Raw genomic sequence first — 13082 nt, forward strand, 5'->3', positions numbered from 1 at the left:
TTGACCGCAACGGTGCACCGTGGTGATCTTGCACCTTCGTACCAAAAGACAACCTGGAGAGTCGCGATGCCCTATGTACCTGTTGCAGAGCTTTCGCAGTACGTTGGAAAGGAACTGGGACGTTCCGAATGGCTGAAGATCGATCAGCAGCGCATCAACCTGTTCGCCGAGGCCACCGGCGATTTCCAGTTCATTCATGTCGATCCGGAGAAAGCCGCCAAGACCCCCTTCGGCTCCACCATCGCCCACGGCTTCCTCAGCCTGTCGCTGATTCCCAAGCTGATGGAAGACATCCTCGTGCTGCCCGAGGGCTTGAAGATGGTGGTCAACTACGGCCTGGACAGCGTGCGTTTCATCCAGCCGGTGAAAGTCGACAGCCGCGTGCGGCTGAAGGTTGACCTCACCGACGCGACCGAAAAGAAGCCCGGCCAGTGGCTGCTCAAGGCCACCGTCACCCTCGAGATCGAAGGCCAGGAAAAACCGGCCTACATCGCCGAGCCACTGTCGCTCTGCTTCGTCTGAGGCAGCGCCGGGGCCGTTCCGCGGCCCCGGCCACGACTGTCTCACGCTCCGATTCTGCGGCATACTCGGCGCACCTTTGTGCCCGGATTACGCCATGCGCCCGCTGCTGCCCCTGACCCTGATCCTGCTGCTCGCTGCCTGTGGCGAAGGCGAACCGCTGTCGCCGCCGGACGCGCGCCTGCCCGACGGCGGGCGCTACCGGGGTGAGGTGGTCAATGGTCTGCTGCAGGGCGAAGGCCGCATCGACTATCCCAACGGCAGCTGGTATGCGGGCACGTTCAAGGACGGTCAGTGGCATGGCCAGGGTGAGTGGCACGGCAGCAATGGCGAGGTCTATCGCGGCCAATTCGCCGCCGGGCTGTTCGAAGGCCTGGGCGACCTGACCACCCCTGGCAGCCACTATGCCGGCACCTTCAAGCATGGCCGGCGCGACGGCGAAGGCACCCTCAAGCAGCACGACCAGACCTACCGCGGCCAGTTCAAGGATGACCTGTACGACGGCGCCGGCCAGCTCGAACTGGCTGACGGCAGCCGCTACCAGGGCCTGTTCGCCAAAGGCAAGCCCAATGGCGCCGGAGTGCGCAGCGATGCCAGCGGCAACCAGTTCAGCGGCCACTTCATCAATGGTCAACTCGAAGGTGCCGGCACCTTCGACAGCGTCGAAGGCGAGCAGTACATCGGCGAATTCAAGGAAAACCGCCTCGAAGGCCGCGGCCGCTACGAGAACGCCGACGGCGATGTGTGGATCGGCGACTTCAAGGATGGTGCGCTCAGCGGCCAGGGCGAGTTGCTGGGCAGCGACGGCAGCCGCTACAAGGGCGGCTTCCAGGACTGGCGCTTCTCAGGCAAAGGCCATCTGCACCTGGCGGACGGCAGCCAGTACATTGGCGGCTTCGCCAACGACGTCTACCAGGGCAGCGGTCGACTGATCCAGGCCGATGGCCGCGTCGAGGCCGGCCAGTGGATCAATGGCGTGCGCGTGCGCGACGACAAGGGCACGCTGCTGCCCGACCCGCTGGACCTTGCCCTGCTCAACCAGGGCAAGCTGCTCGACGAGGCCCTGGCCAAAGTACCGCGCTCGGCCCCACCCATCCAGCTGTACAGCCTGGTGCTGGCCGGCGATGGCCAGCAGAGCGTGTTCCTGCGCGAAGCCGACTATGTCAGCAACATGCTCAGGGTGCGCTTCGGCGCCCGCGGCCAGGTCACCCTGGTCAATCACCGCGACCACCTGGCCGACCGCCCGATGGCCACCCGCGAGAACCTCACACGCGCCGCCCGCACCCTGGCCGAACGCAGTGGCCCGGAAGATATCGTGTTCGTCTACCTGACCAGCCACGGCAGCCATGACCACCAACTGGTACTCGACCAGCCGCGCCTGCAACTGGCCGACCTGTCAGCGGACGAACTGGCCAACGCCCTCTCCCCCCTGAAAGATCGCGACAAGGTGATTGTCATCTCCGCCTGCTATTCAGGTGGCTACATCACCCCGCTCAAGGATGAACGCACGCTGATCATGACGGCAGCGCGCCCTGACCGGGTCTCGTTCGGCTGCTCCGAAGAAGCCGACTTCACCTATTTCGGCGATGCCCTGTTCGCCCAGGCACTGAACCAGACCGACGACCTGAAACAAGCGTTTGAACTGGCGCGCAAAAGCGTTGCCGAACGGGAACGAAGGGAAGGTTTCGAGGCCTCCGAGCCGCAGATCTGGGCACCGCCACAGGTGCTCGCGCACTGGCAGCGACTGCGTCGGCAACAAGCCGAGGAGGCCTTGAAGAACAAGGCCCAGCCAGCCGCGCCGGAGCAGGCAAAAAAGCCTGGAACCCGCTAAGCTGAGCTGTAACAAGGGAGAGACATCATGTACTTGACGCCTCAGCATGTCCTGCTTGCCGGAGCCACGGGTCTTACGGGTGAACACCTGCTCGACCGCCTGCTCAACGAACCCACCATCAGCCGTGTGCTGGCGCCTACCCGCAGGCCGCTGGCCGAGCATCCGCACCTGGAAAACCCGGTGGGTGACCCGGCGGTGTTTCTCCCGCAACTGGCCGGGCGCGTCGATATCGCCTTCTGCTGCCTGGGCACCACACTCAAGCAGGCCGGCTCCGAAACCGCCTTCCGTGCAGTCGACCTGGACATGGTCGTGGCCTTCAGCAAGCGCGCACGCGAGCTGGGCGCACGCCATCTGCTGGTGATCAGTGCAATCGGTGCAGACCCTAAATCATCGATCTTCTACAACCGGGTCAAGGGCGAGATGGAAGAGGCGCTCAAGGCTCAGGACTGGCCGCAGTTGACCATCGTACGGCCGTCGCTGCTGCTGGGCGAACGGCTCGAACCACGGCTGGCCGAGCGACTGGCCGGGCTATTCGCCCGGCTGATTCCCGGCAAGTACAAAGGTATCGAGGCCTGCACCCTGGCCCGGGCGCTGTGGCGGCTGGCACTGGAGGAAGAGGACGGGATCCGCGTGGTCGAGTCTGACGAGTTGCGCAAGCTGGGCAAGAAATAGCAATACCTTCCAAGGCTTCTTCGCGGGTAAACCCGCGAAAGGGCCGTTACAGGCCGCCACTGGCGTTGAATCCAACCCCCAGCGCCGTCAGCACCGATAGCGGCAGCAGCAGTGTATCGAGCAACATGCTCCCGGGCAGATCCAGCGCAGGATAGCCCGGTGCCTTGGCCCCGAAGCGATCCTCAGGGCAGCACCCGCCATTCATCACATACAGGTCCAGCCGGGTGCCGGCATACACCACCGGCGCCCCCGGCTGGTTGGCATCCAGCGTTCGCACTGTCGCGCAACCACTCAGGCAGCCCAGCAGCAGCAAGCCTGTCAGCACGCGCTTCAATCATCGACCCCGTAATGATGCTCGCCCCAGCGCGGCAACATGTCCTGGGGGATGTTCAGCAGGTTGAGCACTCGCGCGACAACGAAGTCCACCAGGTCATCGATGGTCTGCGGCTGGTGATAGAAGCCCGGCGCCGCCGGCAGGATCACCGCGCCCATCTGCGAGAGCTTGAGCATGTTCTCCAGGTGGATGGTGGAGAACGGCGCTTCACGCGGCACCAGGATCAGCTGGCGGCGCTCCTTGAGCGTCACGTCCGCTGCCCGCTCGATCAAGTTGTTGCAGGCACCGGTGGCGATTGCCGACAGCGTGCCGGTCGAACAGGGCACCACCACCATCGCCGCAGGTGCGCCGGAGCCCGAGGCCACCGGCGACATCCAGTCTTCCTTGCCATACACGCGGATCTGCCCATCGGCAGCGCCAGTGTATTCGGTCAGAAAGGCCTGCATCGCCTGTGGCTTGGGCGGCAACAGCACGTCGGTTTCGGTGGACATCACCAGTTGCGCCGCCTTGGAGATGAGGAAGTGCACCTCACGGTCCTCACGCACCAGGCAATCGAGCAGGCGCAGGCCGTATTGCGCCCCCGAGGCGCCGGTCATCGCCAGGGTGATGCGCTCCGGGCCGCTCACTTCAGGGCCTCGGCCAGCTTGCCGTGCAGACCGCCGAAACCGCCATTGCTCATGATCACCACATGGGTACCCGCACGTGCCTGGCCCTTGATCCGCTCGATGATCGCCTCGAGGCTGTCGGCCACCACGCTCGGCACCGAGCACTGCGCTGCCGTGGCGGCCAGGTCCCAGCCCAGGTTGGCCGGGGCGTACCAGATCACTTGGTCGGCGTCGTTGACACTTTCCGGCAGGCCATCACGGTGGGCGCCCAGTTTCATGGAGTTGGAGCGCGGCTCGATCACCGCAATCACCGGTGCCTCGCCCACACGCTTGCGCAGGCCGTCAAGGGTGGTGGCGATGGCGGTGGGGTGGTGGGCGAAGTCGTCGTAGATGGTCACACCCTGCACCTCGGCGACCTTCTCCATGCGCCGCTTGACGCTCTTGAAGGCGCTGAGGCCATCGATGCCCATGGCCGGCACCACGCCGACATGGCGCGCGGCGGCGAGCGTGGCCAGGGCATTGGCGACGTTGTGCTGGCCAGTCAAGGCCCAGTCCACCACCCCTTGGGCCTCACCCTCGAACAGCACTTCGAAGCGCGAACCGTCAGGACTCAGCAAGCGCGCCTGCCACTGGCCACCTTCGCCAGTGGTTTGCACGGGAGTCCAGCAGCCCATGCCGATGACCCGCTCGAGCGCCTGCTCAGTGGTCGGGTGGATGACCAGCCCCTCACTCGGAATGGTCCGAACCAGATGGTGGAACTGCCGCTCGATGGAGGCCAGATCCGGGAAGATGTCCGCATGATCGAACTCAAGGTTGTTGAGGATCGCGGTGCGCGGGTGGTAATGCACGAACTTCGAACGCTTATCGAAGAAGGCGCTGTCGTATTCGTCGGCCTCGACCACGAAGAACGGCGTGCCGCCCAGGCGCGCCGAGACCGAGAAGTTCTGCGGCACGCCGCCGATCAGGAAGCCCGGGCTCATGCCCGCATGCTCCAGCACCCAGGCCAGCATGCTGCTGCTGGTGGTCTTGCCATGGGTACCGGCCACGGCCAGCACCCAGCGGCCCTGCAGCACATGGTCGGCCAGCCACTGCGGGCCGGAGACATAAGGCAGGCCTTTGTTCAGCACGTATTCCACGGCAGGGTTGCCACGCGACATGGCGTTGCCGATGACCACAAGGTCAGGAGCCGGCTCCAGCTGGGCCGGATCGTAGCCTTGGGTGAGCTCGATGCCCTGAGCCTCGAGCTGAGTGCTCATCGGCGGATAGACGTTGGCGTCGGAACCGGTGACGCGATGGCCGAGCTCCTTGGCGAGCACCGCCAGCGAACCCATGAAAGTGCCGCAAATACCGAGAATGTGAATGTGCATGATCGACCTCGCAAAACATCGAGGCAGGGTAGCCCAGGGCGAGGGAAATCGCACCCGCTGTTTCGCTCAACTGGCCCTGGCGATACCGTGTTTGCGCAGTTTTCGATACAAGGTATTGCGGCTGATGCCCAAGTGTTCAGCGACGCGGGTCATGTGCCAGCGGTTTGCCTCCAGTACCTTCAACAGTGCATCGCGCTCGGCACTTTCCAGCGGTGCACGATCACTACTGTGGGAGCGGGCTTGCCCCGCGATGGCGTCAGCACAGTCAACATCGCTGCCCCCGCTTAAGCCAGCGCGGGGCAATCCCATTCCCACAACGGTCTGGGGAAGGTCCGACAGCTCGATGCGCTGACCATCGCACAACGCCACCAAGGTCCGCAGTACGTTACGCATCTGCCGCACGTTCCCCGGCCAGGCAAATTCCAACAACGCCTCACGCGCCTCGGACGCGATCTCGATGGCCTGCCCTTCGGCCTCCTGGATCAGCAGCAAGTCCAGCAGCTGAGCCTTGTCGCTGCGCTCACGCACCGCTGGCAGCGCGACTTCCAGCCCATTGAGCCGGTAATACAGATCCTCACGGAACGTCCCCTGCGCCACCCGCTCCAGCAGATCCCGGTGAGTGGCGCTGACGATGCGCAGGTCCACCGCCTGCGGCTCACCCCCGATCGGCACCACCTGGCGCTCCTCCAGCACTCGCAGCAGGCGGGTCTGCAGGGCCAGCGGCATGTCGCCGATCTCGTCCAGCATCAGGGTGCCGCCATCGGCTTGCAGCAGCTTGCCGCGCATCCCTTCCTTGCGCGCCCCGGTGAAACTGCCGCCGCGATAGCCGAACAGTTCACTCTCGATCAGGCTTTCCGGAATCGATGCGCAGTTGATCGCCACGAACGGCTTGGCGCTACGCTCGCTGGCCTGGTGCACGGCCTGGGCAAACGCCTCCTTGCCGCAACCGGTTTCGCCACGCAGCAATAGCGGCACATCGCGCTGGTAAACCCGCAACGCACGATGAAAATCCCGTTGCAGGGCCGGGTCGAGCAGGCAGATGCCAGGCTCGGCACGCGGGGTGGCCAGCGGCAAGGACGCTGGCACCGACCATACCGGCTTGTGCGCCTGCCCGCGTACGCTGGCAAAGACCTGACGCCCGTCATGGGTACGCAGCGGCCAGGCCGCACTGCCTTGCGCCGTGGCGCGGCTGAACAGCTCGTCGTGACTGCAGGCGAAGAAGCGCCCGACCGGCTTGCCCAGCACCCCGCCACGAATGCTACCCAACAGGTTCAGCGCGCTCTGGTTGACCGCACAGACCCGGCCATCGCCGTCAAAGGCCAGCAGCCCCTCGCTGAACAGCCCGACCGACTCGGCCTGCAGATGAAAGCGCAACAACCAGTGATGCTCGAAGTGCCGCAGGAAATAGCAGCTCTCGATCATCTTCGCCGAGAGGTTGACCAGCGCCATGGTGTGGAACTGGCTCTGGCGCGAGACATCCGGGCGCGCCGAGGATACATCGAGCACGGCCAGCAGCTCGCCGTGCGGATCGAACACCGGGCTGGCCGAGCAGGTCAGCCCGGTATGGCGGCCACGAAAGTGTTCGTCCTGGTGAATGGTCAGGGCCTGGCGCTCGACCAGGCAGGTGCCGATGCCATTGGTGCCCTCGCGCGCCTCGCTCCAGTCTGCACCGAGCCACAGCCCGGCACGCTCGAAGATCCGTCGCTCGCTGGGCGCAGTGACGCAGTTGAGGATCACGCCGCGGGCATCGGTAAGCAGCACCGCGTGGCCCGAGCCGGACAACTGCTGATGCAGGCTGTTCATCTCGCCATCGGCGATCTGCAGCACCTGCTGCAGGCGTTCGCGACTCTCCAGCAGGCGCCCGTGCTCGAGCACCACCGGAGCCTGGGCCAGCGCAGGGTCGAGGTGATAGTCCTCGAGGCAGCGCAGCCAGGAGCGCGCGATGGACGGGTCGCTGGCCGGGCCGTGGGGCTGCCCGCGAGCGACCGTGAGCACCTGCTGGGCATGGCGACTGAAAGCGTTGCTCTGCATTTTTGTTGTTCTCCGCAGATGAAGCGTCCCGCCAGCATCCTCCTCCCGGGAACGCTTTGCAATGACGGTCCGACCGTCGAGTCAGCAGCGTCTCGCCAATGGCACAAAGTGTCACCCTGCCTGTACCGCTCTCGGCACAACACCCGCTCGAAGTCGCTCGACAACTGATCCAAGTCATTGATCGCAAAGGGCTGCAAAGCACTGGCCCGACCTTTGCTCTACGCTTTCCAACTCCCCAACAAACACAATAGCCAGGAGACACACCATGCGTTACGCACATCCCGGTACCGAGGGCGCCAAAGTCTCGTTCAAGAGCCGCTACGGCAACTACATCGGCGGCGAGTTCGTAGCTCCGGTCAAAGGGCAATACTTCGAGAACACCTCGCCGGTGAATGGCAAGCTGATCGCCGAATTCCCCCGCTCCACTGCCGAAGACATCGACAAGGCCCTGGATGCCGCCCACGCCGCCGCCGACGCCTGGGGCCGCACCAGCGTGCAGGACCGCTCCAACGTCCTGCTGAAGATCGCCGACCGCATCGAGCAGAACCTCGAAGTGCTGGCCATCACCGAAACCTGGGACAACGGCAAACCGATCCGCGAGACCCTCAACGCCGACATCCCGCTGGCGGTCGACCATTTCCGCTATTTCGCCGGCTGCATCCGCGCCCAGGAAGGCGGCGCCGCCGAGATCAACGAAAACACTGTCGCCTACCACATCCACGAACCGCTGGGCGTGGTCGGCCAGATCATCCCGTGGAACTTCCCGCTGCTGATGGCCGCCTGGAAACTCGCACCGGCCCTGGCCGCCGGCAACTGCGTGGTGCTCAAGCCCGCCGAGCAGACCCCGCTGGGCATCACCGTACTGCTCGAACTGATCGGCGACCTGCTGCCCAAGGGCGTGCTCAACGTGGTCCAGGGCTACGGCCGCGAAGCCGGTGAAGCGCTGGCCACCAGCAAGCGCATCGCCAAGATCGCCTTCACCGGCTCCACCCCGGTGGGCTCGCACATCATGAAATGCGCCGCCGAGAACATCATCCCGTCCACCGTGGAGCTGGGCGGCAAGTCGCCGAACGTTTACTTCGAAGACATCATGCAGGCCGAGCCGACCTTCATCGAGAAGGCCGCCGAAGGCATGGTGCTGGCGTTCTTCAACCAGGGCGAAGTGTGCACCTGCCCGTCCCGTGCCCTGGTGCAGGAGTCGATCTACCCGCAGTTCATGGAAGTGGTGATGAAGAAGGTGCTGCAGATCAAGCGCGGCGACCCACTGGACACCGACACCATGGTCGGCGCGCAGGCCTCGCAGCAGCAGTTCGAGAAGATCCAGTCCTACCTCAAGATTGCCCAGGAAGAGGGCGCCGAGCTGCTGACAGGCGGCAAGGTAGAGCAACTCGATGGCTCGCTGGCCACCGGCTATTACATCCAGCCGACCCTGCTCAAGGGCAACAACAAGATGCGTGTGTTCCAGGAGGAAATCTTCGGCCCGGTGGTCAGCGTCACCACCTTCAAGGATGAAGCCGAAGCCCTGGCGATCGCCAACGACACCGAGTTCGGCCTGGGTGCCGGCGTCTGGACCCGCGATATCAACCGCGCCTACCGCATGGGCCGGGGCATCAAGGCCGGCCGCGTGTGGACCAACTGCTACCACCTGTACCCGGCGCATGCCGCGTTCGGTGGCTACAAGAAGTCCGGCGTCGGCCGTGAAACCCACAAGATGATGCTCGACCACTACCAGCAGACCAAGAACCTGCTGGTGAGCTACGACATCAATCCGCTGGGCTTCTTCTAAACCGAGGTGCGCCCTTCGCGGGCAAGTCGCAGCGGCGAACCGCCGCTGCGACTTGCCCGCGAAGAGGCCCGACCTGCATCCACCAGATTTCAGGCCGGTTGGCGCGCTCCAACCGCTCTGGCTCGCTTCCTGCAACACAATCACCAAGGTCCGGAACCCCTTCCGGCCCGCAAAAAAACAACAGGTGAATCCATGCCAAGCGATCAATCCGCCGGCACGCCGGCAAGTTCTTCCGTAGATTTCGAGAAAGTCGGCTCCGACTATTTCCAGCAACGTGAACTGAAAAAAGGCGCCGCAGGCTGGGTCCTGCTGGTGGGCCTGGGCGTGGCCTACGTGATTTCCGGCGACTACGCCGGCTGGAACTTCGGCCTCGCCCAAGGTGGCTGGGGCGGCATGTTCCTGGCCACATTGCTGATGGCCACCATGTACCTGTGCATGTGCTTCTCGCTGGCCGAGCTGTCCTCGATGATCCCCACCGCTGGCGGTGGCTACGGCTTCGCCCGCAGCGCGTTCGGGCCCTGGGGCGGCTTTCTCACCGGCACGGCGATCCTCATCGAATACGCCATCGCCCCCGCCGCCATCGCCGTGTTCATCGGCGCCTACTGCCAATCGCTGTTCGGCATCGGCGGCTGGATGATCTACCTGGCGTTCTACATCGTCTTCATCGGCATCCACATCTTCGGGGTCGGCGAGGCGCTGAAGCTGATGTTCATCATCACCGCCGTCGCTGCGATTGCACTGGCGGTGTTCCTGATCGGCATGGTGCCCCATTTTGATGCAGCCAACCTGTTCGACATCGCCAAGACCGACGCCGTCGGCGCCAGCAGCTTCCTGCCGTTCGGCTATGTCGGCATCTGGGCGGCAATCCCCTATGCGATCTGGTTCTTCCTCGCCGTCGAAGGCGTGCCCCTGGCCGCCGAAGAGACCAAGAACCCCAAGCGCGACCTGCCCCGCGGCCTGATCGGCGCGATGCTGGTGCTGCTGGCCTTCGCCTTGCTGATCCTGGTGGTCGGCCCCGGCGGCGCCGGCTCCGAAGCGCTCAAGGCTTCGGGCAACCCGCTGGTCGAGGCACTGTCGAAGGCGTACGGCGGCTCGACCTGGATGGGCGGCTTCGTCAACCTGGTCGGCCTGGCTGGGCTGATCGCCAGCTTCTTCTCGATCATCTACGCCTATTCGCGGCAGATCTTCGCGCTTTCGCGCGCGGGCTACCTGCCTCGCAAGCTCTCGCAAACCAACAAGAGCAAGGCGCCGGTGTTGGCCCTGGTGATCCCCGGCATCATCGGTTTCGCCCTGTCGCTGACCGGCCAGGGTGACCTGCTGATCCTGGTCGCGGTGTTCGGCGCCACCCTGTCCTACGTACTGATGATGGCCGCGCACATCACCCTCCGCATTCGTCGACCGAAGATGGAGCGCCCGTACCGCACCCCCGGCGGCATCTTCACCTCGGGCGTAGCCCTGGTGCTGGCCTGCATCGCCGTGGTCGCCGGCTTCCTGGTCGACCCACGCGTGGTGATTGGCGCTGCCGTGATCTATGCGGTATTAATTGCCTACTTTGCTTTCTACAGTCGTCACCATCTGGTGGCCGGGACGCCGGAAGAGGAATTCGCCGCGATCCAGAAGGCCGAAGAGGCCTTGCACTGATCGCCGACTTACGCCGCAGGCCAGCCCTGCGGCGCTCTGGAGATTCTGTATGGCAAGTTTCGTACACACGGTAGGCAATCTGGTCTACCGCTTCGACAGCCTCAAGGAAGTCATGGCCAAGGCCAGCCCGGCGCGTTCGGGCGACTTCCTGGCCGGCGTCGCCGCCGCCAACGACGGCGAACGGGTCGCCGCGCAGATGGCCCTGGCCAACATCCCGCTCAATCACTTTCTCAGCGAAGCGCTGATCCCCTACGAACAGGACGAGATCACCCGGCTGATCATCGACACCCATGACGCCGCCGCGTTCGCCCCGGTCAGCCACCTCACCGTCGGCGGCCTGCGTGACTGGCTGCTCAGCGAAGCGGCCGACGAAGCCAGCCTGCGCGCCCTGGCCCCCGGCCTGACGCCGGAAATGGCCGCCGCCGTGTCGAAGATCATGCGCGTCCAGGACCTGGTGCTGGTGGCACAGAAGATCCGCGTGGTCACCGCGTTCCGCGGCACCATGGGCCTGCGCGGGCGGCTGTCGACCCGTCTGCAGCCCAACCACCCCACCGACGAACCCGCCGGCATCGCCGCCAGCATCCTCGACGGCCTGCTGTACGGCAACGGCGACGCCATGATCGGCATCAACCCGGCGACCGACAGCATCGCATCGATCTGCGCACTGCTGGAAATGCTCGACGCGATCATCCAGCGCTACGACATTCCCACCCAGGCCTGCGTGCTCACCCACGTCACCACCTCGATCGAGGCGATCAACCGCGGCGTGCCGCTGGACCTGGTGTTCCAGTCCATCGCCGGCACCGAGGCCGCCAACGCGGGCTTCGGCATCAACCTCAACGTACTCCAGGAAGGCTACGAGGCAGGGCTATCGCTCAAGCGCGGCACCCTCGGGCAGAACCTCATGTACTTCGAGACCGGCCAGGGCAGCGCGCTGTCGGCCAACGCCCACCACGGCGTCGATCAACAAACCTGCGAGACCCGCGCCTACGCCGTGGCCCGGCATTTCAAGCCATTCCTGGTCAACACCGTGGTCGGTTTCATCGGCCCGGAGTACCTGTACAACGGCAAGCAGATCATCCGCGCCGGCCTGGAAGACCACTTCTGCGGCAAGCTGCTCGGCGTGCCGATGGGTTGCGACATCTGCTACACCAACCACGCCGAAGCCGACCAGGATGACATGGACACCTTGCTGACCCTGCTCGGTGTCGCCGGGATCAACTTCATCATGGGCATCCCTGGCTCCGACGACATCATGCTCAACTACCAGACCACCTCGTTCCACGACGCGCTCTACGCGCGCCAGACGCTCGGCCTGAAACCCGGCCCGGAATTCGAGGCCTGGCTGGAACGCACCGGCATCTTCACCCAGGCCGACGGCCGGGTACGCTTCGGCGACAACCTGCCTCCGGCCTTCCGCCACGCGTTGGCGCAGCTCGCATAGGGACGACCATGGACCGACCTACCCCCACGCATGACAACCCCTGGCTGGCCCTGCGCAACCTGACGCCCGCGCGCATCGCCCTGGGCCGTACCGGTACCAGCCTGCCGACCGGGGCGCAGCTGGATTTCCAGTTCGCCCACGCCCAGGCCCGCGATGCGGTGCACCTGCCCTTCGACCATGCCGGCCTGCGCCAGCAACTGAGCGACCGTGGCCGTGACAGCCTGTTGCTGCACAGCGCCGCCGCCGATCGTCACCAGTATCTGCAGCGTCCTGACCTTGGGCGGCGCCTGAGCGACGACTCGGCACTGAAACTGCGTGAACACGCCCAGGCCAACCCGGGCGGCGTCGATCTGGCAATCGTGGTGGCCGACGGCCTCTCGGCATTGGCCGTGCATCGCCACACGCTGCCCTTGCTGAGCCGCTTCGAGGAACAGGCCGCCGCCGATGGCTGGAGCAGCGCCCCGGTGATCCTGGTCGAACAGGGCCGAGTCGCGGTGGCCGACGAAGTCGGCGAGCTGCTCGGTGCGCGGATGACCGTGATGCTGATCGGCGAACGCCCTGGCCTGAGCTCGCCCGACAGCCTGGGCCTGTACTTCACCTACGCCCCGAAAGTGGGCCTGACCGACGCCTACCGCAACTGTATCTCCAACGTGCGCCTGGAAGGCCTGAGCTACGGCATGGCCGCGCATCGCCTGCTGTACCTGATGCGCGAGGCCTGTCGCCGGCAGCTTTCAGGGGTGAACCTGAAGGATGAAGCCGAGGTCCACAGCATCGACAGCGAAAACTCGTCCAGCAAATGCGGAAACTTCCTGCTCGGTGAAGGGTAGAAAACATGTAACCCAAGGCGGATTG

Annotated in this window: 11 protein-coding genes; 7 read left to right on the forward strand and 4 right to left on the reverse strand. The window is 64.9% G+C overall.

All coding sequences use genetic code 11. The features are described 5' to 3' along the window. Positions 1-66 precede the first annotated feature (66 nt). The 3 genes from VA602_RS10755 to VA602_RS10765 all read left to right on the forward strand — a co-directional run bounded on the left by VA602_RS10755 (position 67) and on the right by VA602_RS10765 (position 3022). Positions 67-522, forward strand: coding sequence for a MaoC family dehydratase (locus VA602_RS10755; protein ID WP_054892800.1), 456 nt, complete (start codon positions 67-69; stop codon positions 520-522). Positions 523-616: 94 nt separating this feature from the next. Continuing rightward, positions 617-2350, forward strand: coding sequence for a C13 family peptidase (locus VA602_RS10760; protein ID WP_323453198.1), 1734 nt, complete (start codon positions 617-619; stop codon positions 2348-2350). A 27-nt stretch (positions 2351-2377) separates the two neighbouring features. Further along, entirely contained in the window at positions 2378-3022 is a 645-nt protein-coding gene (locus VA602_RS10765; RefSeq protein WP_323453199.1) for an oxidoreductase, read from the forward strand. Between the two features lie 46 nt (positions 3023-3068). Here VA602_RS10765 and VA602_RS10770 read toward each other — a convergent pair whose 3' ends face one another. From VA602_RS10770 to VA602_RS10785, 4 genes are all read right to left on the reverse strand, one after another. Beyond that, on the reverse strand, positions 3069-3356 hold the full coding sequence (locus VA602_RS10770) for a YceK/YidQ family lipoprotein (protein WP_063542584.1): 288 nt from the start codon (positions 3354-3356) through the stop codon (positions 3069-3071). Then, entirely contained in the window at positions 3353-3982 is a 630-nt protein-coding gene (gene ubiX, locus VA602_RS10775; protein WP_063542582.1) for a flavin prenyltransferase UbiX, read from the reverse strand. The genes VA602_RS10770 and ubiX overlap by 4 nt, the downstream gene beginning before the upstream one ends. Then, a complete protein-coding gene (gene mpl, locus VA602_RS10780; RefSeq protein WP_323453200.1) occupies positions 3979-5328 on the reverse strand; it encodes a UDP-N-acetylmuramate:L-alanyl-gamma-D-glutamyl-meso-diaminopimelate ligase in 1350 nt (449 codons plus the stop codon). Before mpl ends, ubiX begins: the two co-directional genes overlap by 4 nt. 66 nt (positions 5329-5394) lie before the next feature. Continuing rightward, positions 5395-7359: a sigma-54-dependent Fis family transcriptional regulator gene (locus VA602_RS10785; protein WP_323453201.1), complete on the reverse strand. Its 1965-nt coding sequence runs from the start codon at positions 7357-7359 to the stop codon at positions 5395-5397. Positions 7360-7624: 265 nt separating this feature from the next. Here VA602_RS10785 and exaC point away from each other — a divergent pair, with 265 nt between their 5' ends. From exaC to eutC, 4 genes are all read left to right on the forward strand, one after another. After that, on the forward strand, positions 7625-9145 hold the full coding sequence (exaC, locus tag VA602_RS10790; RefSeq protein ID WP_054892793.1) for an acetaldehyde dehydrogenase ExaC: 1521 nt from the start codon (positions 7625-7627) through the stop codon (positions 9143-9145). Between the two features lie 192 nt (positions 9146-9337). Continuing rightward, positions 9338-10786, forward strand: coding sequence for an ethanolamine permease (gene eat, locus VA602_RS10795; protein ID WP_054892792.1), 1449 nt, complete (start codon positions 9338-9340; stop codon positions 10784-10786). A gap of 49 nt (positions 10787-10835) precedes the next feature. Further along, positions 10836-12230, forward strand: coding sequence for an ethanolamine ammonia-lyase subunit EutB (locus VA602_RS10800; protein ID WP_065861503.1), 1395 nt, complete (start codon positions 10836-10838; stop codon positions 12228-12230). An 8-nt stretch (positions 12231-12238) separates the two neighbouring features. After that, the gene (eutC, locus tag VA602_RS10805; RefSeq protein ID WP_054892790.1) at positions 12239-13057 is read left to right on the forward strand and encodes an ethanolamine ammonia-lyase subunit EutC; all 819 of its coding nucleotides are present in this window, start codon (positions 12239-12241) and stop codon (positions 13055-13057) included. The last annotated feature ends 25 nt before the right edge of the window (positions 13058-13082 follow it).

It is taken from the genome of Pseudomonas machongensis, from assembly GCF_034961125.1.
In the GTDB taxonomy this organism is placed as follows: Bacteria; Pseudomonadota; Gammaproteobacteria; order Pseudomonadales; family Pseudomonadaceae; genus Aquipseudomonas; species Aquipseudomonas machongensis.